The 20,272-nt window shown below is 64.9% G+C and carries 16 protein-coding genes and 1 tRNA gene; 9 read left to right on the top strand and 8 right to left on the bottom strand.

Annotation, left to right across the window (positions count from 1 at the left end; translation table 11 throughout):
• Positions 1 to 6: 6 nt before the first annotated feature.
• The 6 genes from exbD to BBTA_RS16555 form a co-directional block, all read right to left on the bottom strand.
• Positions 7 to 477 (bottom strand): TonB system transport protein ExbD, encoded by a 471-nt coding sequence (exbD, locus tag BBTA_RS16580; RefSeq protein ID WP_012043646.1) that lies wholly within the window; start codon positions 475 to 477, stop codon positions 7 to 9.
• Between the two features lie 6 nt (positions 478 to 483).
• Positions 484 to 1,425: a tonB-system energizer ExbB gene (gene exbB / locus BBTA_RS16575; RefSeq protein WP_012043645.1), complete on the bottom strand. Its 942-nt coding sequence runs from the start codon at positions 1,423 to 1,425 to the stop codon at positions 484 to 486.
• Between the two features lie 11 nt (positions 1,426 to 1,436).
• Positions 1,437 to 2,126 (bottom strand): Fe2+-dependent dioxygenase, encoded by a 690-nt coding sequence (locus tag BBTA_RS16570; protein ID WP_012043644.1) that lies wholly within the window; start codon positions 2,124 to 2,126, stop codon positions 1,437 to 1,439.
• Between the two features lie 2 nt (positions 2,127 to 2,128).
• Positions 2,129 to 4,546, bottom strand: coding sequence for a TonB-dependent siderophore receptor (locus BBTA_RS16565; RefSeq protein WP_012043643.1), 2,418 nt, complete (start codon positions 4,544 to 4,546; stop codon positions 2,129 to 2,131).
• 252 nt (positions 4,547 to 4,798) lie between these two features.
• On the bottom strand, positions 4,799 to 5,059 hold the full coding sequence (locus BBTA_RS16560; protein ID WP_012043642.1) for a hypothetical protein: 261 nt from the start codon (positions 5,057 to 5,059) through the stop codon (positions 4,799 to 4,801).
• 394 nt (positions 5,060 to 5,453) lie between these two features.
• Positions 5,454 to 5,915, bottom strand: a complete 462-nt coding sequence (locus tag BBTA_RS16555) for a MarR family winged helix-turn-helix transcriptional regulator (protein WP_012043641.1) — start codon at positions 5,913 to 5,915, stop codon at positions 5,454 to 5,456.
• A gap of 157 nt (positions 5,916 to 6,072) precedes the next feature.
• Here BBTA_RS16555 and BBTA_RS16550 point away from each other — a divergent pair, with 157 nt between their 5' ends.
• Positions 6,073 to 7,242 (top strand): efflux RND transporter periplasmic adaptor subunit, encoded by a 1,170-nt coding sequence (locus tag BBTA_RS16550; RefSeq protein ID WP_012043640.1) that lies wholly within the window; start codon positions 6,073 to 6,075, stop codon positions 7,240 to 7,242.
• Positions 7,239 to 10,385, top strand: coding sequence for an efflux RND transporter permease subunit (locus tag BBTA_RS16545; RefSeq protein WP_012043639.1), 3,147 nt, complete (start codon positions 7,239 to 7,241; stop codon positions 10,383 to 10,385). Before BBTA_RS16550 ends, BBTA_RS16545 begins: the two co-directional genes overlap by 4 nt.
• A 21-nt stretch (positions 10,386 to 10,406) precedes the next feature.
• On the opposite strand, the gene BBTA_RS16540 is transcribed toward BBTA_RS16545, so the two are convergent.
• On the bottom strand, positions 10,407 to 12,686 hold the full coding sequence (locus tag BBTA_RS16540; protein WP_012043638.1) for an arylsulfatase: 2,280 nt from the start codon (positions 12,684 to 12,686) through the stop codon (positions 10,407 to 10,409).
• A gap of 154 nt (positions 12,687 to 12,840) precedes the next feature.
• On the opposite strand from BBTA_RS16540, the gene BBTA_RS16535 reads away from it, so the two are divergent.
• The 5 genes from BBTA_RS16535 to BBTA_RS40750 all read left to right on the top strand — a co-directional run bounded on the left by BBTA_RS16535 (position 12,841) and on the right by BBTA_RS40750 (position 17,255).
• Positions 12,841 to 13,560, top strand: coding sequence for a TetR/AcrR family transcriptional regulator (locus BBTA_RS16535; RefSeq protein WP_012043637.1), 720 nt, complete (start codon positions 12,841 to 12,843; stop codon positions 13,558 to 13,560).
• A gap of 256 nt (positions 13,561 to 13,816) precedes the next feature.
• A tRNA-Gln gene (locus BBTA_RS16530) sits at positions 13,817 to 13,890 on the top strand.
• Positions 13,891 to 14,104: 214 nt separating this feature from the next.
• A complete protein-coding gene (locus BBTA_RS16525) occupies positions 14,105 to 16,333 on the top strand; it encodes a tetratricopeptide repeat protein (RefSeq protein WP_012043636.1) in 2,229 nt (742 codons plus the stop codon).
• Positions 16,334 to 16,709: 376 nt separating this feature from the next.
• Positions 16,710 to 16,985, top strand: a complete 276-nt coding sequence (locus BBTA_RS16520; protein ID WP_148221455.1) for a hypothetical protein — start codon at positions 16,710 to 16,712, stop codon at positions 16,983 to 16,985.
• 114 nt (positions 16,986 to 17,099) lie between these two features.
• A complete protein-coding gene (locus tag BBTA_RS40750) occupies positions 17,100 to 17,255 on the top strand; it encodes a hypothetical protein (RefSeq protein ID WP_168167898.1) in 156 nt (51 codons plus the stop codon).
• Positions 17,256 to 17,297: 42 nt separating this feature from the next.
• Here the strand turns inward: BBTA_RS40750 and BBTA_RS16515 are convergent, their stop codons facing one another.
• A complete protein-coding gene (locus BBTA_RS16515) occupies positions 17,298 to 17,810 on the bottom strand; it encodes a hypothetical protein (RefSeq protein WP_041751477.1) in 513 nt (170 codons plus the stop codon).
• A gap of 212 nt (positions 17,811 to 18,022) precedes the next feature.
• Here BBTA_RS16515 and BBTA_RS16510 point away from each other — a divergent pair, with 212 nt between their 5' ends.
• Entirely contained in the window at positions 18,023 to 19,585 is a 1,563-nt protein-coding gene (locus tag BBTA_RS16510; protein WP_148221454.1) for a toll/interleukin-1 receptor domain-containing protein, read from the top strand.
• A gap of 228 nt (positions 19,586 to 19,813) precedes the next feature.
• Positions 19,814 to 20,263 carry an NUDIX hydrolase gene (locus BBTA_RS16505; RefSeq protein ID WP_012043632.1) on the top strand — a complete coding sequence of 150 codons (450 nt, stop codon included), beginning with the start codon at positions 19,814 to 19,816 and terminating at the stop codon, positions 20,261 to 20,263.
• Positions 20,264 to 20,272: the final 9 nt, after the last annotated feature.

Raw genomic sequence — 20,272 nt, 5'->3', positions numbered from 1 at the left:
CGATCCTCACGGCTGGGCGGGCGGTGTCGCGGCCGGCAGTCCGGTCGCCGCGGCCGGCGGCGCTTCCAAGGCCACCAGCTTGATCTTGGTGTAGCCGCCGGCCCGCAGCAGCTCCAGCACCCCCATCAGCTCGCCATAGGGCACCTGCTTGTCGGCGCGCAGGAAGATCGGACGGTCCTTGCTCGCCTCCGGCATCGCATCGAGCTCACGCACGAGATCGACCCGCTTGACGAGATTTTCTCCGATCGCAAGGCCCAGATCCGGCTTGATCGACACATAAGTCGGCTTGTCCGGCTTCTTCTGCGGCTGCGCGCTCGACGACGGCAGGTCGATCGGCAGATCGACGGTCGACAGTGGCGCCGCCACCATGAAGATGATGAGCAGCACCAGGATGACGTCGATGAAGGGCGTCACGTTGATGTCGTGGGTCTCGTCGAAATCGTCGTCGAGATCGCCTTCGGAGAGCGAGACGGCCATCGCCTGCTACTCCGCCGCACGCGCGTGGACGCTGATGTGGCTGCGATCGAGATCGCGGGAGTCGCGATCGAGATCGCGCGACAGCAGCCGGCCGGCAGCGCCCGAGGCGCGGCTCACCAGCTCGAGATAGCCCTTCGTGACGCGCGAAAAGTGATTGTAGATGATGACGGCGGGGATCGCGGCGGCAAGGCCGATCGCGGTCGCCAGCAGCGCCTCGGCAATGCCCGGCGCGACCACCGCGAGATTGGTGGTCTGCGATTTGGAAATGCCGATGAAGCTGTTCATGATGCCCCAGACGGTGCCGAACAGACCGACGAAGGGCGAGATCGCACCGACCGTCGCGAGCAGACCCATGCCGGTGCGCACCCGCCGCCCCTCGGCGCGGACGATCTCGGCGAAGCTCGAGGCCGCCCGCTCCTTGATGCCCTCGTCGCTGCCGAGCCCGGCCGACAGACGCGCCTCGGTCAGTGCCGCCTGAAGCAGCACCGCGGCGACGTTCCTGCCATTGCCAAGCGCAAGCTGCGCCTCGGCCAGCGACTTCGCCGCCGTGAGCTTGCGCAGGGCGCCGCCGAGCTTGCGGCGCAAGATGGAGAACTCGATGCTTTTCGCGATCAGGATGGTCCAGCTCGCGACCGACGCCAGCGCCAGCGCGATCATGACCGCTTTGACGACAATGTCGGCCTTGAGGAACATGCCCCAGGGCGACAACTCGTCGAGACCGGTGGCAATCGCCTTACCACCCCGTGCGCCCTCGCCGGTCACCGCCGTGGCGGACGGCGCCGTGGCCGCCTGCATCGCGGCAGGCTGTGGCGTGGTCGGCGCCTGGACAGACACATCGGTCGATGCCGCCGGGGGCTGGGTGACCTGCTGGGCGCCCGCGGGCGCCACGGCTGACACAGTCAGAAATGACAGGACGATTGCAAACCTAACGAGGAACGATGTCATCATATCTCGGCCCGCTAAACCTCGGCCCATTGCCGGATCAGATTGTGGTAGATGCCGGTGAGCTTGACCGCATCGGGATCGTCCCTCCCGAGGCGTTCCGTCAAACTCTGGATCGCCGTGTCCAGATCGAAGATCATGCTCCGGACGTGGGCATCCCGTATCATGCTCTGCATCCAGAAAAAAGAGGCGACCCGGGCGCCGCGCGTCACCGGCGTGACCATGTGAAGGCTCGATGACGGATACAGCACCGCGTGCCCGGCCGGCAACTTGACTTCGTGCGAGCCGTAAGTGTCCTCGATCACGAGTTCGCCACCGTCATAGGTGTCGGGCTCGGCCAGGAACAAGGTCATTGACAGGTCGGTGCGGATGCGCAGCCCCGTCAACGGATCGCCGCGCACGGCATTGTCGACATGGATGCCGAAATGGTCGCCGCGCGAGGCGGTATAGCGATTGAACAAGGGCGGAAAGATCTGCAGCGGGACCGCCGCCGAGAGGAAGCGCGGATTCCTGGTCAGCGCCGTGATGATGCGCTGGCCCAGCATCCGCGCCGCCTCGCCGTCGGGTGGCAACTGCTCGTTGCGCTTGACCATGGCCGATTGCGCCCCGGCGGTCGACCGGCCGTCCTCCCACTCCGCCGCATCCATGATGCGGCGGAACTCGGCGACCTCGTCCTTGGACAGAACGTCGGGGATGCAGATCAGCATGATCAGAACTTCGCAGTCGTGATGATGTAGAAGGCGCGGCCCGGCGCGACGGCGACGAACGGCACCGCGCTCCGATACAGCGTGTCGTAATACAGCTTGTTGGTCAGGTTCTGCGCGTAGAGCTTCATCGTCCAGTTCTTGTCGATCTGCTTCTCGACGAAGGCGTCGAAGCGCCAGTAGCTCGGCAGCTCGTTGCCGGTGTTGGCCGCGAAGGTGCCGCCATAGACCTTGGAGCGGTAGACCGCCTGGCCGCCGATCTCCCAGCCGCTGTCGAGCTTGTATTTCGATAGCATGCTGAAGGACTGGTGCGCGATGTTGGCGAGTTGCAGGCCGATATTCGAGGCGACGCCGCTCTGCGTGACCTTCGACTGCATCAGCACCAGGCCGCCGAAGATGCTCCAGCGGTCGGTAAGCTTGCCTTCCGCCTCGATGTCGATGCCCTGGATGCGGTAGGCCGCGCCCGAGGTGAGCAGGCCGTTGACGGTCTCGCGGGCATTGTCCTTGGTGGTCTGGAACAGCGCCGCCGAGACCAGCAGATGACGATCGACGAGCTCCCATTTGGTGCCGAGCTCGGCCGCCTTGTTGCGCTCCGGCCCGAGCAGGATCGCGGTATTGGCCGGCACACCGCCATAATCGGTGCCGGTGGCGTCGAGCTCGGAGCCGAACGGATTGGCCGAGGTCGCATAGGCCGCATAGAGGCTGCCGATCGGCATCGGCTTGTAGACCAGGCCGACATTGTAGTTGACCAGATCGGCATTCATCTTGAGGTATTTCGGCGAATTGGTCGACGAGCTCATGTTGTAGCCGTCATAGCGTACGCCGCCGTTCAGGATGAGCGTGTCCCGCCAGTTCGCCGTGTCCATCACATAGACACTGTTGGTGTTGACCCCGTACCGGGTGGGATTGCCGACCAGCGACGGCGTGATGCTGAACGGGATGTTGGTGTACTGCGGCGAATAGACGTTGACGCCGGTGACCGCACCCGTGCTGGTCGAGCCGCCGCCGAACAATTCGGACGACAGGCCGGTGTAGCGATCAATCGAGATGTTCTCGTTGGAGAACTCGGTGCCGAGCACCGCGGTGTGCTTGATGCCGCCGGTATCGAGCTTGAACGTCGCGTCGTTCTGGTTGGCCCAGACGTCGACGGTCTGATAGCGGCTCTGCGCGCTCGCCGTCGTCGTCCAGAGCAGCGGGTTCGGGCTGGTCGTGTTCGGGTTCTGTGGCAGCGTACCGATATAGTTGAGCAGCGAGTGCTCGCCGCGGAACTTGCTCGTGAGAGTGATCGCCTCGTTGACCTTGTACTCAGCCGCGGCCGTGCCGAAATCCTGCCGGGCCGTCTGGAAGTCGCGGTTGAGGAAGCCGTACCATGTACCGCGCGGAATGCCGGCCGAGGTCACCGGCACATTGCCCTGCTTGTAATAGGGCACGCCGAAATCGGGATAACCGGAAAGATCGGTGTGGACGTAGTTCGTCGTGATCTTGAGATCGTCGATCGGGGTCCACTTGGTCGAGAGGAAGGCGCCCCAGCGATCATCGGTGACGTAGTTGCGGCCCGCGACGTTGGAGTCCTGGAACAGCCCGCCGGTGCGCACCGAGAAGGTCGGCGAGATCGTCTGGTTGACATCCAGCGTCACCCGCTTCTGCTGGTCGGTGCCGAACTCGGTATCCATCCGCTTGAAGTTGGTGTCGCCGGCCTGCTTGGTGACGATGTTGATGGCGCCGCCGGCGGTGCCGCGTCCGGCATAGGACGAGGCCGGGCCGCGCAGGATCTCGATCTGCTCGGTGAAGAAGTTCTCGCGGATCGACACTGCGGGATCGCGGATGCCGTCGATGAAGACGTCATTGCGGGCATCGAAACCACGGATGAAGAAGCGGTCGCCGAATGCGTTGCCGCCCTCGCCCGAGCCGAGCGTGACGCCGGCCGTCGAACGGCCGATCTCCTTCAGCGCGGTAACGTGCTTGTCCTGCAGAACTTCCTTGCTCATCACCGTGATGGTCTTCGGCGTGTTGAGGAGCGGTTCGGGAAACTTGCCCGACGCCTGGACGCGGTTGACCTTGTAGGGCTCGGCCGCGTCCGCATAGGGGTTGGCATCGGGCGCGGCGAGCCCGCCGGCGTTCGGGAACGCCACGGCCGCCTGCTGCGCGCCCTGCTGACGCGCCGCGCGGCGCAGGGCATTGCGCGCGCGGACCTGCTCGGCGGTCGGCTTGGAGGCGGTCGGCTTGGCGCGCGCGATCGGCGCATCGACATTGACCGGCGGCAGATCGGATGCGGGCTGCGCCTCGGCCGACGACACCGACGCCACCGCCATCAATCCAGCGACGGCCGATACTTTGGTGACGAACGGCCCCTCTCCCCGTCCGTCAATGAACTTCAACGCTGCGCCTGCCCGCAGCGAACGCGGTGCTCTCACCTGTCCCATGTTGTTTTCACGCGCCCCAAATTTCTTCATTCACATCGCGAACGCGGATCATTCGCGTTGCGACAATGTATCGTTGGTATCGGGCGCGTTTCAGAGGGTCAATTTGAGGAGCCCTAATCTGGCCTTGAATAGTTCCAGATCAAAACAATTCTAAAAAGCCAAACTAACAACAGGGCGTAACTTGAAATCGTTCTAAAACAGCGCGAGGGGACTCGCGCTGTCGGAGAATCTCTGATCGCGGATGTCCGCGCCTCAGATCGCAGGTCCCGCCGATTCGTCACTGCTCGGCGGCTTCATCAGCGAGAACAGCTCGTCGACGGTCTGCACCGCGATGTGGCGCACGCGCTCGGAATCATCGATGCCCGCGATCCGCACGCCCTTGACGACGGCCCTGATCTCGTCGCGGAAATCGGTGAGAAAGCGCAGGGGATCGCGCTGCTCGTTGGCAACCCGCGCGATCAGCCCGGTGACCAGGATCTGGCACGCGAGCATCTTCCCGTTCAACTCTTCCATCGTCAGCTCCACATCCGATTGTCGTTGCATGGTGCATCGTCGGATGTCCGGACGACGCAAGCCCTGCTCTGGTTGGTCCCCACGGCGCCGCGACGGCCGCCGGAGCGTTCCGCTTCTAATCAGCTCCCATCGGGCGGGACAAGACGGCGATAATAGGTCGGAGGCGCGCAAGGGCGACGGCAGACACAGCGCAAGACGGGCGGCCGGGTGCGGATCTCCGACGCCGGGCGTCCGCCGGGGATCAGCGATCGCATGGTGGCAGCTAGTCTGGCCCGAACGGAGGAGCGCGAGGCCGGTCGGATGCCGGCGCCTCATCAGGCCAAAGCGCGCTTCGCACACAGGATGTTTTTGCGGTACGCGGCAACTCAAGATCAGGAAGGCCGGCGCACCTCAGCTATTTGGCGGCGGCTCCCGCGCCGATGTCCGAGAGCAGTTTGATCCGCTCCTTGAGCTCTCGCAACGTGGCGAGGCTGGTCGCGACGGCCTCGTCGGGGATGCCGTGCAGCACGTCCGCCGCAATGGCATCGCGCAGACCGTCGAGATCGTCGACGAGCTTGCGGCCGGCCGCGGTCAGATAGACGCGATTCGCACGCCGATCCTTGGGATCGTGACGCCGTTCCAGGAGCCCCTGCTCGACCAGACGGTCCAAGAGGCGCACGAGCGAAATCGGCTGCAGCTCCAGCACATCCGCAAGATCGACCTGAGACAGCCCCTCTTGCGCGCGCAGCCGGAACAGCACCACCCATTGCGCGCGCGTCGTGCCGCGCTGCTTGGCACGATGATCAATATAGTTGCGCAGAATGCGCGAGCTTTCGACAAGCTGCGTAACGAGCTGACGTCTTTCGTCGAGCGGCATGGCCGTGCGGTCCTCGGGTCCCTCGAAAGCTTGCGAATTGTTTAGGTTTCTCCACGCCCTCGTGTGTTTACACATTAAGTGCGTGCATACTATATCTGGGCCGCTGGGATTGGTTTTAAAGACCGGTTATCATGTTCATCTCAGCATACGGGCCAGCATGAAGACATCACGAACCATCGTCTGGATCCTGCTGGTCGCGGCCGTCGGCGGCGCCGGCTATTATGGCTGGCAACGCTATCAGGATGCCGAGTCGGCGAAGAAGACATCGGCACAGAAATCGGCGCGACCGCCGGCCGTTCGGGTATCGACCGCGCCGGTCGAGAGGATCGATTTTCCAGTGTTCCTGACCGGCCTGGGCACCGTGCAGGGTTTCAATACCGTCCAGGTCCGCACCCGCGTCGACGGCCAGATCGACAAGATCGGGTTCACCGAGGGCCAGCTCGTCAAGGAAGGCGATCTGCTGGTCGAGATCGATCCGCGGCCGTTCCAGGCTGCATTGGACCAGGCCAAGGCCAAGCGAGCCCAGGACGAGGCCAATCTCAACAACGCCAATCTCGATCTGCAGCGCTACACCAAGCTCGGCGAGTTCGCGACGCGGCAGCAGACCGATACCCAGCGCGCCACCGTGGCGCAGCTCACCGCCCAGATCTCGGCTGACGAAGCTGCGATCGCCAATGCCCAGACCCAGCTCAGCTACACCCAGGTCAAGGCGCCGATCTCCGGCGTTGCCGGCCTGCGCCAGGTCGATATCGGCAACATCGTCAACGCCTCGAGCCAGACGGGGATCGTATCGATCGCGCAGATCGAGCCGATCGCGGTGATCTTCACGGCGCCCGAAGGGGAGCTGCCCTACATCAACGAGGCGCAGAAGGTCGCGCCCTTGAAGGTGATCGCGTTCACCACCGACGGCAAGAAGCAGCTCGCCGAGGGCAAGCTGATGGTCGTGAACAACCAGGTCGACACGTCAAGTGGAACGATCCGGCTCAAGGCGGTGTTCGACAACAAGGACCACGCGCTGTGGCCGGGTCAATCGGTCTCCACGCGACTGCTGGTGCGGACGCTCAAGGACGCGACGGTGGTCCCCGATGACGCGGTCCAGCATTCCACCAGCGGGCTGTATTCGTACACGGTGAGCCCGGACAACAAGGCCGAGCTGCGCAAGGTGAAGGTCGGCGCGTCGATCGATGGCCGCACGGTCATCGAGGAGGGGCTGACCCCCGGCCAGCAGGTGATCACCGGCGGTCAGTTCAAAGTGCAGCCAGGCTCGGTCGTGACCACTGCGGTGGCCAGCTCGGAGCAGGCACCAGCTAAGGTCCGGCAGGAATGAACGGCGGCGGCATTTCGGCACCCTTCATCAAATACCCCATCGGCACCTCGCTGCTGATGGCGGGCATCCTGTTCATTGGCCTCGTCGCCTATCCGCTGCTGCCGGTCGCGCCGCTGCCGCAGGTCGACTTCCCGACCATCCAGGTCACGGCCAATTTGCCCGGCGGCAGCCCCGAGACCATGGCGACCTCGGTCGCCCAGCCGCTGGAGCGGCAGTTCGCCCAGATCCCCGGCATCGCCCAGATGACCTCGACCAGCTACCTGGGCACCGCTGCGATCACGATCCAGTTCGACCTCAACCGCAACATCGACGGCGCCGCCAACGACGTCCAGGGCGCGATCAACGCCGCCTCAGGCCAGTTGCCGAAGAACCTGCCGTCGCCACCGACCTATCGCAAGGTCAATCCGGCTGATTCCCCGATCCTGCTCTTGTCGGCGACCTCGGAGACGCTGCCGCTGACCACCGTCAGCGACGCGGTCGACGCCGGCCTCGCCCAGCAGATCAGCCAGATTTCGGGCGTCGCCCAGGTCATCATCGGCGGTCAGCAGAAGCCCTCGATCCGCATCCAGATCGACCCGGCCAAGCTGGTCGCCAAGGGCCTGTCGCTCGAGGACGTGCGCAGCCAGATCGCGATCACCACGGTCGACGCCCCCAAGGGCAATATCGATGGAGAGCGGCGCGCCTACACCATCTACGCCAACGACCAGCTGACCGACTCGAAGGACTGGAACGACGTCATCATCGCCTACCGCAATGGCGGCCCGCTGCGGATCCGCGACATCGGACAGGCGGTGTCCGCGGCCGAGGATGCCAAGCAGGCGGCCTGGGCCAACGGCCAGCGCGGCGTGTTCCTGGTGATCTTCAAGCAACCCGGCGCGAACGTCATCGAGACCGTCGACCGCATCAAGGGGCTGCTGCCGCGGCTGGTCGCGGCAATCCCGCCGGCGATCAAGATCGATGTCATCTCCGACCGCACCACCACGATCCGCGCCGCGGTCGAGGACGTCCAGTTCACCTTGATCCTGACCATTTTCCTGGTCGTGATGGTGATCTTCATCTTCCTGCGCAGCTTCTGGGCCACCGTGATCCCGACCATCACGGTGCCGCTGGCGCTGCTCGGCGCCTGCGCCATGATGTGGGGCGTCGGCTATACGCTGGACAATCTCTCGCTGATGGCGCTGACCATTGCCGTCGGCTTCGTGGTCGACGACGCCATCGTGATGCTCGAGAACATCTCGCGCTATGTGGAGGAGGGCGAGACGCCGATGGCGGCCGCCTACAAGGGCGCCAAGGAGATCGGCTTCACCATTGTCTCGATCTCGATCTCGCTGGTAGCGGTGCTGATCCCGCTTTTGCTGATGGGCGGCATCATCGGCCGCCTGTTCCGTGAATTCGCGGTCGTGCTGGCCATGACCATCTTCGTCTCGATGTTCGTGTCGCTGACGCTCACGCCGATGATGGCCTCGCGCTTCCTGCGCAACGAGCACGCCGCGCAGCACGGCAAGTTCTATCAATGGAGCGAGGCCGCGTTCGACGCGATGCTGCGCGCCTATGAGAAGGGCCTCGACCTGGCACTGCGCTGGCGCTTTGCGACCTTGATGGTGTTCTTCGCCACGCTCGGGCTCTCGGTCTATCTGTTCATCCTGATCCCGAAGGGCTTCTTCCCGCAGCAGGACGTCGGCCTGATCACCGCGACCTCGGAAGCCTCGCAGGACATCTCGTTCAAGGCGATGCAGTCGCGCCAGGAGGCGCTCGCCAAGATCGTGATGGCCGATCATGACGTCGCCAGCCTCGCGATGAACATTGGCGGCTCCGGCCGCGCCGGCAACAACGGCAACATGTTCATCACCCTGAAGCCGCGTGAGGAGCGCGACGCGACGGCACAGCAGATCATCGCCCGCCTCCGGCCGCAGCTCGAGAAGGTCGAGGGCGCGCGGCTCTATATGCAGGCGGCACAGGACATCCGGCTCGGCGGCCGGCCGTCCCGGACCCAATTCGAGTTCACCTTGCAGGACCCGAACCTCGCTGAGCTCAACGAATGGGCGCCGAAGATCCTGGAGAAGATGCGCTCGCTGCCGCAACTGCGCGACGTCGCCACCGACCAGCAGGCCGACGGCACCACCGTGCAGCTCGCGATCAACCGCGACACCGCCTCACGCTACGGCATCACGCCGCAGCTGATCGACGATACGCTCTATGATGCGTTCGGGCAGCGTCAGGTGGCGCAGTACTTCACCCAGCTCAACTCCTACCGCGTGATCCTGGAGATCCTGCCGGAGCTGCAGGGCAGTCTCGACACTCTGAACAAGCTGTATGTGAAATCGCCGACCACCGGCGACCAGGTGCCGCTCTCGACCTTCGCCAGCTGGACCACCGCGCCGGTGAGGCCGCTGTCGATCAGCCATCAGGGCCAGTTCCCGTCGATCACGATCAGCTTCAATCTCGCCCAGGGCGTGGCGCTCGGCCAGGCAACGGACGCGGTGCAGCGCGCGATGGTCGAGCTCGGCGCGCCCTCGACACTGAACTCGAGCTTCCAGGGCACCGCGCAGGCCTTCCAGCAGTCGCTGTCGACCGTGCCGCTGCTGATCCTTGCAGCGCTCGTTGTCGTCTATCTGATCCTCGGCATCCTCTACGAGAGCTACATCCATCCGATCACGATCCTGTCGACCCTGCCCTCGGCCGGCGTCGGCGCGCTCGCGATCCTGATGGCGTTCGGCTACGATTTCAGCCTGATCGCCCTGATCGGCGTCATTCTGCTGATTGGCATCGTGAAGAAGAACGGCATCATGATGGTCGACTTCGCCATCGCCGCCGAGCGCGACCAGCATCTGCCACCGGAGCAGTCGATCCGCCAGGCCGCCCTGCTCCGCTTCCGCCCGATCATGATGACGACGATGGCCGCGCTGCTCGGCGGCGTGCCCTTGATGCTCGGCAACGGCACCGGCTCGGAGATCCGCCAACCGCTCGGCTATGCCATGGTCGGCGGCCTGATCGTCAGCCAGATGCTGACCCTGTTCACGACGCCGGTCGTCTATCTGTATCTCGACAAGGTCAACAACGCCTTCGCCCGCTGGGGCCGCACGCATATCGACCACGAGCCGGATGCTGCGGCGGCCGGCCCGGTCAAGGAAGCGGCGGAATAATCCGCCGCTCCGGTCCAGGGCTTATTGCCGCGCCATCTCGGCCCGCCCCACACTGTCGCCATCCAGGCTCTGCTCGTTCTGCATTGTAACGGTCACATGCGACAGCCGGCCGGTGAACGCGAACGGCGCCGTGTAGTCTGACACCGGGCTGCCGCGGTCATGGCCGATGTCGAGTCCCGACCATGAGATCAGCGTGTGAAAGGCGAGCTGCGTCGTCAGCGCGCCGACCTCTTCGCCGTCGATCAGCAAGGTGTATTGGCTGAAGCCGGTGCGCGCGCCCTTGGCAGGCTCGCTCTCGCGCCGGAGACGCTCGACCCGCAGGCCGAGGCGATGCGCTCCCGCCGGCACCGCGCGAGTCGAGCTGACGATCTCGTGCCGGCCACCGATGTTGAGATCGTGCACGAGATGGCCGTCCTTGACGTAGAGGCTGTAGCCCGATGTGGCATCGCCATGCGCGATCAGGACGCCCTCGGCGCCCTCCGGTCCGATCTCGACATGGGCCTCGATCAGGTAGTCGCGGCTGCGCACGTCGGGTGCGACGTCGGTCGGCACATGGCCCATGCCGGCGTGAAACACGAAGCGCGTGCGGGCGCCGTGGAAGCGTGCGGCGTTCTCGGCGAAACGCGGGCCGAAGCGGTCATCGAGCGGCAGCACCTGATGCGCCTCCGCCTGCTCCCACCACAGCTTGACCAGCGCCGCGAGCCGCTCCGGCTCGGCGGCGGCGAGATCATGCGTCTCGGAGAAATCCTCGGCGAGATGAAACAGCTCCCATTTGTCGTTGTCGAACGGCGTGCCCGGGGGATGAAAGGCGACCGCCTTCCAGCCGTCGTGCCAGAGGCCGCGATGCCCGAACATCTCGAAATATTGCGGCACCGGCTTCGATGGCGCCGTCGCATCCGCGATCGACGCCGCGAAGCTGACGCCCTCCAGCGGCATCTGCGGCACGCCTGCGATCGTGGCCGGCGCCGCGATGCCGATCAGGTCGAGCAGGGTCGGCACCAGGTCGCTGGCATGGACGAATTGGTGGCGCAATTCGCCCTGCGCGGCGATGCGTTGCGGCCATGACAGGATGAAGGGATCGCGGATGCCGCCGCCATGGGTGTTCTGCTTGTAGCGCCGGAGCGGCGTGTTGGACGCCATCGCCCAGCCATGCGGGAAATTCGAATGGGTGTCGGGGCCGCCGATGTCGTCGATGCGGGCGAGTTTCTCGGCGATCGGCTCCGGCTTGAAGTTGAACGGTCCCATGGCGTTGACGAAGCCGAGCGGTCCGCCCTCCTGGCTGGCGCCATTGTCGGACATCACGATCACCAGCGTGTTGTCACGTTGGCCGGTCCTGTCGAGGAACGCCAGCAACCGCGCCAGATGCTGGTCGGCATGATCGAGCATGCCGGCGAAGGCCGATTGCAGCCGGGTGAAGACGCGCCGCTCCTCGTCCGAATGCGTCTCCCAGGCCTTCACGCCGTCATTGCGCGGCGGCAGGTCCGTCGTCTCCGGCACCAGCCCCATCGCCTTCTGCCGCGCCAGGCGTTGCGCGCGCTCGACGTCCCAGCCATGCGCGAAGACCGCATCATAGCTCTCGATGATGTCGCGCGGCGCCTGGTGCGGCGCGTGGCAGGCGCCGAGGGCGAGCCAGGTCAGCCACGGCAGGTCAGGCCGATCGGCCGTGTGGTCGGCGATGAAGCGGATGGCCTGGTCGATGAGGTCGGCGGTCAGATGATAGCCGTCGGCGAAGCTGCCGGGCGGCGAGATATGCGTGTTGTCGAGCACGAGCTCCGGCGCATATTGATCGGTCTCGGCATCGAGGAAGCCGTAGAAGCGGTCGAAGCCACGGCCGAGCGGCCAGCCGTCGAACGGCCCGGTCGCGCCGCTCTCGGTCAACGGCGTCACATGCCACTTGCCGACCATGTAGTTGCGATAGGCATGCGCACGCAGCATCTCGGCGATGGTCCCCGCCTCGCGCGCGATCTTGCCGCGATAACCAGGATACCCAGAGTCGAAATTGGCGAGACAGCCGACGCCGACCGAATGATGATTGCGGCCTGTCAGGAGCGCCGCCCGCGTCGTTGAGCACATCGCCGTGGTGTGGAAGCCGGAATAACGCAGCCCCTGCGCGGCCAGCGCGTCGATCGCAGGGGTGCGGATCGGCGAGCCGTAGCAGCCGAAATCGGAGAATCCGACATCGTCGAACAGCACCACAAGGATGTTCGGCGCGCCCGCCGGCGGCCGCGGCGGCGCGGGCCACCAGGGTTTGGAGCTCGCGACGGTTCTGCCGATGGCGCCGGCGAATGCTGCCTCACTCATGCCACGTCCTCCCTCGCCCGCATCCGGCCGCAGCACGTCGCGGGCTGTGTTTCAGGTTTTCATCGGTCGGCAACGCCCGCACCGAGCGGCACGGACGCGCTTGCCTCAGATGATAACCATGATTATTATTTTTATTCCAGATGGAGAGAGGGGTATGCCCCGCCGCACCGCCCAGATCGAGCTGCCCGGCGTCACGCCGTCGCGGCAGCAGCGCAGCCGTGAGACAACGCAGGCCCTGCTCGCGGCCGGCGCGGAGCTGTTGTGCAGCCGCACCCTGGCGGAGTTGTCGATTAGCGAGCTTTGCGTGCAGATCGGCGCCACCGTCGGCGCCTTCTACAGCCGGTTCGACAGCAAGGAGGCCTATTTCAACGCGCTGCTCGCGCTCACCCTGCGCGACGGACGGGAGCAGTTGCTGAAGCTGCCGCCGGCCCCTCCCGGGCCCGGCGGGGCGGATGACCAATGCCTGCAGCTCGTCCGCGGCATCGTGGTGTGGATGCGCCGCCACAAGGGCGTGCTGCGCGCCGCCCTGATGCGCAGCGAGAGCGGCGCCAACAACTGGACCGGCTTCAAGGAGCTGGCGCAGGCGCTGTCGGAGCGGGCCGCCATGGTGCTGCTGCCCTTGCTGCATGGCGCGCGCGCCCCGGGCCGGCGCGCGGCGACCGCCCAGGAGCGGCGGACCGTCGCCTTCGGCATTCAGGTCGTGCTCGGCACCTTGGTGAATGCCATCCTCAACGACCCGGGCCCGCTGTCGATCGATGACGACGAGATCGCGGAGCGGCTCGGCGCCTGCCTGCTCCTTTTGCTGGGCGCCCCCGGGACCGCCGCGCCCCGGCGCCGCTGGCACAAGCCGCGCGGGACCGCAAGCGCTCGATAAGCGCGGTGTTTCACGCGGCGCGCCCAACGTCCCCACGGGCACAGGTGGCCGCCGCAGAAGCCATCCTGCCCCGCCCCCGCGGAGACACCGGCCCGCGCGCGGTCAAACGCGTTGGAAATCCGTCATCCAGCGGCTTGCCAAAGCCTGAGACATGCGGGTAGAAGGACGCGTCGCTGCCGCCGCGATGCTTCGCCGGTCGGCTCGCAGAACGGTGCCAGACAGTTCAGCAACTGCTTGAAACTCCTGGGCATTCCGTTGGGGAATGGTGTAACGGTAGCACAACAGACTCTGACTCTGTTTGTCTTGGTTCGAATCCAGGTTCCCCAGCCAGTTTGATGTCGGCCGCCCCGGGCTGAAGAGCGGCAGCTTTCTCGATACATGAAACGATCCGGGACGCGGGCGCGAGCACGTCCCTTCGCGCGCTTATTCGCTGGCGCATTCGCCGTTCAGCGCGCGTGTCCGCGCGTTAACGTCTGCTCATTGCGAATCGGCAAGAATGGAACAACCATTGCGAGCAATGGATCGCGTGTGTGGAGGACGGCACTTGCAAAGCAGCGTCGGGGCGCGGGCCTTTCAGAACGCACGGCTCCAAAAACGGGCCAAGAAGCAGGCGGACGCGCTGTTGCCGGCCGCCATCAAGGCCTATCGGGAAGGCCGACAGGCGGAAGCTCAGGCGCTGTGCCAGCAGATCCTGCAGGACCTGCCCTCTCATTTCGGCGCCCTGCATCTGCTCGGCGTGTCCGAACGCGACAGCGGCCGTTTCGACGAGGCGGTGCTCGTCCTGACGCGCGCAATCGAGAGCGATCCGCGGTCGGCCGAAGCCCAGTCGGATCTCGGCCTGGCGCTGTTCCGGCTCGGCCGCTACGAGGAGGCCCGCGCCCGATACGAGCGCGCCATCGCCCTCAGGCCGAACTTCCCGGCAGCGCTCACCCATCTCGGCAATACGCTGATGAACCTGTTCCGTTTCGAGGAGGCGATATCGGCGCATGACCGCGCCATTGCGCTAAAGCCCGATTATGGCGAGGCCCATGCCAATCGCGGCATGGCGCTGATGTTCACGAGCCGCAACGGTGAGGCCGCCGAGAGCTTCGATCGCGCGCTCTCGCTGCAGCCGCGGTTGCTGACGGCCCTGTTCGGCAAGGGCGTGGCCAGCATGTACCTGCGCGATTTCGACGCTGCGCTGGCAGCGCTGAATACGGCGCTGGCGATCAATCCGAACGCGGCCGCCGTGATCGCCCAGCGCGGGCGGGTGTATCAAGAGCTGGGCAGGTTCACCGAGGCGGAAGCCGAGTTCGACGCCGCACTCGCCCTCGAACCGCTGCTGGACGCCGCACTTTGCGGCAAGGCCACGGTGACCCTCGCCAATGGCAATCTCGCTTTGGCGATCTCCGTCATCAACAAGGTGCTGGCACAGAACCCGAATTCGGAAATCGCCTGGACTCTGCTCGGCGTCTGCTCTGCGATGCAGGGCGACATCGCCACGGCCATCGAACATTACGACCGCGCGCTCGCGATCCGACCGAACCATGAGGACGCGATCACCAAGAAGATCTTTGCGCTGGATTTCATGCCCGATATCGGGGTGGAACATCTCCAGGAAGTCCGGCGATACTGGTGGGAGGCGATCGGCTCGCGATTGGAACGCCGCTCGCTCGGCAAGCGAGATCTCGACCCGGACCGGCGGCTTGTCGTGGGGTACGTCTCGTCCGATTTCCGCGACCATTCGGCGGCGCTCGCCTTCCTGCCGATCCTGCAGCACCACGACCGCACGAAGTTCGAAATCCTGGCGTATTCCTGTTCGCCGATGAAGGACGCCAAGACCGAGCTATGCCGCTCGCTGGTCGATCGCTGGGTCGATGCCTCGCTGTGGAGCGACGACAGGCTCGCCGATCAGATCCAGGCCGACAAGGTCGACATCCTCGTCGACCTCTCGGGACATTCCGCCGGCCACCGGCTCACGATGTTTGCGCGCAAGCCCGCCCCCATCCAGGTCTCCGCCGTCGGCAGCGTCACCGGGACAGGCCTCCCCGTCATGGACTATCTGCTGGCCGATCCGGTGGTGATCCCGGCCACGGTCCGGCATCTGTTTGCCGAAAGGATCTACGACCTGCCGTCGCTCATCACGATCGAACCGCCGCCGCCAATTCCGCCGTCGCCGCTGCCCATGCTTCGGAACGGCCACGTCACCTTCGGCGCGTTCAATCGCATCGACAAGCTGTCTGAGCCTACGCTCAGACTCTGGTCGAAGCTGATGGCTGCAACGCCCGGCTCGATGATCGTCGTCAAGAACCATTCGATGGGCGATGCCCTGCTGCGCGACGGATTAATTGCTCGCTTCGTCGCTCACGGCATTGCCGCGGACCGGGTCATTTGTGCAGGAAAGACGACGCGCCTGGAGCACCTTGCGATGTTCGCCGAGATCGACATCTCGCTCGATCCGTTCCCGCAAAATGGCGGCATCTCGACCTGGGAGTCGCTGCAGATGGGCGTGCCCGTCGTCGCCAAGCTCGGCAGCGGCCCTGCCGCACGCGCCGGCGGCGCGATCCTCACGGCGATCGGCCTCGACGAATGGGTCGCCGACGATGATGAAGGCTATCTCGCAACCGCGCTGAACTTCTGCTCCCGTCCTGACGAGCTTGCGGCGCTCCGCGCCGCCCTGCCCGCAATCGTTTTGAATTCGGCCGCCGGCAACAGCGCGCTCTACACCGCGCATGTCGAGAAGGCCTATCGGACGTTCTGGCACGACCATTGTGCAAGGGCGCAGAGGCGCTAGCGTCTGCAGCCGCTGGCTGCGAAAGGCGACTGCGGAGCATCGCGACACGCAGACCCATACACGGCATAGCTGCAGACAACAAACACACGTGTAGCGTAAATATCCGACAGATTCGTCTTACACGCGTATTGCGTTCGCGGGCTGGACAGTCTGTGCGCGCAAGCCACGCCGGGTGAACGACCATCACCGTCGCAAATCCGCCCAGCCCGCGCCCGATTCAACCGATATGACTAAAGCCGAAGAACGATACTACTAAAAGTTATAAGAACGTGGCCAAGTCGCCACATAGTTCCCTTCAGTTAAGGACGCCAGCGGAAGTTGCTGGCAGCGATCAGCGCACCATGCCACCCACACAGGAGTGCTGAGGGAGTAAGGATTGCCGATCGTGCGTTGGGTGATTTTAGGTGGATTGCCCCTGCTCTGTTTGGGTGTCGCTGGACTGATCTGGACGGCGATCAACAAGGATGACGATCAGCGGGCTTGCCGGCAGGGATCGATCGTAACCTTGACGGCGGGCTGCCAGCCATCGCGGCCTGCTTTGTCAGCCGTCGACGTCATGACCTTTCAGAAACCTCCAACCGTTCAAAATCCTGGTCCAGCCGCGCCGGCCACGCGCACCGGCGGTGCCGTGGCCGAGATCGAGCAGAGGTGAGACTGGCAGCTCCGCGCCCGCGCCGCACCTGCAATTTACCTCCCATTCACCACGATCCTGCCCTCCCCGGAACGATGCAATTTGTATCAACTTGTTCATACGAGGAGACGGGACATGAGCAGGCAGCAGGATCTCGAGGACCAGATTGCGCGCGCCGAGCGGCTTGAGCGGAGCATCACCGACATGCTCACGATCGAGCGCCTGCGGCAGTTCGCGGCCGAGTGCCGGCGCGAGTTGGAGCGCCTGCAGCACCCGCGTTGTGCCGCCTGACAAGGGTCTTGGCCAACGCGGCAGCAACCGGCAAGCGCCGGTTCACGAGCATGTCGTGACCATGTTGGTGCAGAGCTGCCGGGTCCAGCCAATGCCTTTCTTGGCGCGGACCTTGGCGAACTCCCCAAAGCAGCCGAGCAGTTCGATCGTCTGATCACCATCGGCATGCGGATCGAGCTTCGCGCTCGATGCGGCATGATCGCGATAGATCGCCGTGCCGTTCTGCAGGCCGCCGGCGCCGACGACGCTCCGGTGCATGAAGCCCCTGCCGTGGAAGATCACTATCGGCTTGTCCTGGTCCGCCTCCACCAGGACCGCGCGGTCGATCTCGAACCAGTCACCCTGCTGGGCGGCGAGATGGACGAGGATCCAGCCGTCGCTGGTCGGGTTCTTCAGCGTCGCGACGATGCTGCCGCCAGGCTCCGCTCGCACGTTCGCGCCGCGGGGATCGGGATCGATGACCACGACCTCGACGTTACAGGCATTCCGGTCGGGAGCTTGGGCGGACGCAGCGCCTGAGGCCACAACGATCATGATCAGCAGCAGAACTCGCATCGTCGTCACCCGCGCCACCTCCTTGCCGTTTCAGCATGAGTCGTGGGCGCCGCCTTGAAGTTCAACCGGCGCGCCGCCAGGTTCCCGCACGGCCGGCATGGGCAGCCCACGGCAAGCGTATCGGGACACCTCCCCCAACAGTTGCAATCGAGCACAAACGCACTCAAGATCACCGCTGATACTTAGATCCTTTGCCAGGTTTGGAGAGCGTCATGGCGTTGGCTCCAGCTGCAATGGCCGCCGCGGCAAGGTCCGTCAACGATCTCGGTCCCTATCGCCCGGCCGGAGTCTTCATTTCCTATGCCTCGGAAGATCACGACGTCGCTCAGGCCGTGTATCAGAGCCTGCAGGCGCTGAGCGAGACGATCTTCGATCGGGTCAAGATCTTCCTCGACTCCAAATCGATCGAAGCCAGCGACGAAATCCGCCAGGACCTGCGCGCTGGCCTGCGCAAATCCGATTTCCTGGTGGTGCTCTATACCGGCCAGCTCAAGAAGAGCCATGGTTACACCGGCTGGGAGCTCGGCTTCTTTGAAGCCCTGATGGAAGAAGAAAAGAAGCAGGGCGATGGCGAGACCGCGCGCCGCATCATCTATCTGTATTGCGGCGAGACGCCGCCGACGGGCGAGGGCATTCTCGGCATCAACATGGAGGTCGATACCGACGACCTGTCGGGGCCGCGCGCCGACTATGTGCAGAAATCCACGCAATCGATCGACGATCCCGATCCGCTGGCGCGCGTGATGCTGGACATCGCCGCACGGGCCGAGGTTCGCCTGCCGCCGCCGCTGAACGAGGACCGCGACACCTTGGACCGGCTGCGCACCAAGCGCAAACGCCAGATCGCGACCGAGATCATCCCGACCTTGAAGGGCAAGCTGTTCGACAGCATGAGCATGCGCATCACGCGTCACTCGGTCGAACAGCGGCTCATCGAGTTCCTGCTGCCGAAGCCACCCAGCGATCAGCCGATCAGCACCATTCCGGACGACACCACCCTCACCCCGCATTCGCGCGCGCTGGAGATCTTCGGCATCGCCGAGCCGCGCGACACGCTCAAATGGGGCGAGTTTCGCAGAAAGATGCGGGTCCGCGACACGCTCGGCGCCTCCTCCATCCTCGTGGCGATCGAACAGGCCGTGATCAGCGCGATCTCGTCAGAGACGCCCACCGACAGCGACCAGATCCTGAAGTCCGTGGACGACCAGATCTACCGGGTCATCGTCACCCGGCAACTCGACTACTATAACGGCCAGAAGCTGGTGCACGTCTACTTCATCAAGCGGCTGTCGGCGCGGATGCTCGGCGACAACGCCACCTCCTGCATCCTCGGCTTCATCAACGTCGCGGCCAAATACCGCTTCATCTTCGTGGAGCCCGACAGCGCGCTCTCGGTGGACTCCTTCATCCTCGAACATGAGGCGGCCAAGACGCAGTACAAGGTGAGACAGCTGGTGCGCGAGCTGCTCCTGATCGAGGAGGAAGCGCGTGCGCTGAAGCTCGACCAGGTCGCGGCCATTCGCCAGTATTTCGGTGCCGACAGCGAACATTTGCAGCTTGCCAAGAAGCTTCAGGACCAATGGTTCGACGCCCGTTCGCAATTGATGGCTTCAGCCGAGAAGATCCTCGGCACCGATCTCGCGAGCCCGTCATTTCCGGCAGCCGCCGAGCAGTGGATCGCAACGCTGCGCGCGTTCCGCGAGACGTCGGGCCAGATCAACTCGACCGTCACTGTGAAAGCGCTGGAGAATCTCAAGGAGAGCTTCGCGATCTGACATCGGCCGGGAAGAACCGGTCCTGCGCCGGCCTCGCTCCACGATCGTCAGCGATGCGACGCGATTGACGACAAGGAGAGTTCATGACACCTGAAGGCAGCGGTCCAGGATCGACATGCAGCCGCTTGAGGGCGCAGGCGGGTGGATCTCTTGGCGCGGCTCGGGCCAGATGATCATGCGAGAGCGCATCAGCCGGCCGTAACGATGTCGACCGGAAAGCTTCGTCTGATGCGTGAACGCCCCTCCTCCCGCCTGCTGCTGCTCGACGCGCTCGACCGGCTCTTGCTGTTCAAATTCGTGCACCTCGCCGGCGCGCTGCAGGGAGAGATGTTCTGGGCGACGCCGGGCGGCGGGCTCGACCCCGGTGAGAGCTACGAGGCCGCCGCCTGCCGCGAGATGTTCGAGGAAACCGGGATCCGCATCGCCGATCCAGGCCGGCAGATCGCGCGGCGATCGGTCACGTTCACGATGGTGGACGGCGAACAGGTCTGCTCGGACGAGCGCTATTTCCTGATCAGGATCGGCAGCGCCGAGATTTCGTCGACACATTGGACCGCGCTGGAGCGCGCCGCCATCGCCGCCCAGCGCTGGTGGCGCCCGGCGGAGCTGGCAGCGACCACCGACCAGGTCTACCCCGAGGACATCGTGGCGATGCTGCACAAAGCGGGAGCCTGGTAGGCTCTCTCG

This window comes from Bradyrhizobium sp. BTAi1 (assembly GCF_000015165.1).
GTDB lineage: Bacteria > Pseudomonadota > Alphaproteobacteria > Rhizobiales > Xanthobacteraceae > Bradyrhizobium > Bradyrhizobium denitrificans.
This window is presented reverse-complemented; position numbering and strand designations above follow the sequence as displayed.

Bases quoted from the DNA above. Each gene is read 5' to 3' on its own strand.
- BBTA_RS16545 (WP_012043639.1), top strand. From the start codon at position 7,239: ATGAACGGCGGCGGCATTTCGGCACCCTTCATCAAATACCCCATCGGC.
- BBTA_RS40750 (WP_168167898.1), top strand. From the start codon at position 17,100: ATGAGCAGGCAGCAGGATCTCGAGGACCAGATTGCGCGCGCCGAGCGG.
- BBTA_RS16565 (WP_012043643.1), bottom strand. From the start codon at position 4,546: ATGGGACAGGTGAGAGCACCGCGTTCGCTGCGGGCAGGCGCAGCGTTG.
- exbD (WP_012043646.1), bottom strand. From the start codon at position 477: ATGGCCGTCTCGCTCTCCGAAGGCGATCTCGACGACGATTTCGACGAG.
- exbB (WP_012043645.1), bottom strand. From the start codon at position 1,425: ATGATGACATCGTTCCTCGTTAGGTTTGCAATCGTCCTGTCATTTCTG.
- BBTA_RS16515 (WP_041751477.1), bottom strand. From the start codon at position 17,810: ATGCGAGTTCTGCTGCTGATCATGATCGTTGTGGCCTCAGGCGCTGCG.
- BBTA_RS16560 (WP_012043642.1), bottom strand. From the start codon at position 5,059: ATGGAAGAGTTGAACGGGAAGATGCTCGCGTGCCAGATCCTGGTCACC.
- BBTA_RS16535 (WP_012043637.1), top strand. From the start codon at position 12,841: ATGCCCCGCCGCACCGCCCAGATCGAGCTGCCCGGCGTCACGCCGTCG.
- BBTA_RS16555 (WP_012043641.1), bottom strand. From the start codon at position 5,915: ATGCCGCTCGACGAAAGACGTCAGCTCGTTACGCAGCTTGTCGAAAGC.
- BBTA_RS16505 (WP_012043632.1), top strand. From the start codon at position 19,814: ATGCGTGAACGCCCCTCCTCCCGCCTGCTGCTGCTCGACGCGCTCGAC.
- BBTA_RS16550 (WP_012043640.1), top strand. From the start codon at position 6,073: ATGAAGACATCACGAACCATCGTCTGGATCCTGCTGGTCGCGGCCGTC.
- BBTA_RS16510 (WP_148221454.1), top strand. From the start codon at position 18,023: ATGGCGTTGGCTCCAGCTGCAATGGCCGCCGCGGCAAGGTCCGTCAAC.
- BBTA_RS16540 (WP_012043638.1), bottom strand. From the start codon at position 12,686: ATGAGTGAGGCAGCATTCGCCGGCGCCATCGGCAGAACCGTCGCGAGC.
- BBTA_RS16570 (WP_012043644.1), bottom strand. From the start codon at position 2,126: ATGCTGATCTGCATCCCCGACGTTCTGTCCAAGGACGAGGTCGCCGAG.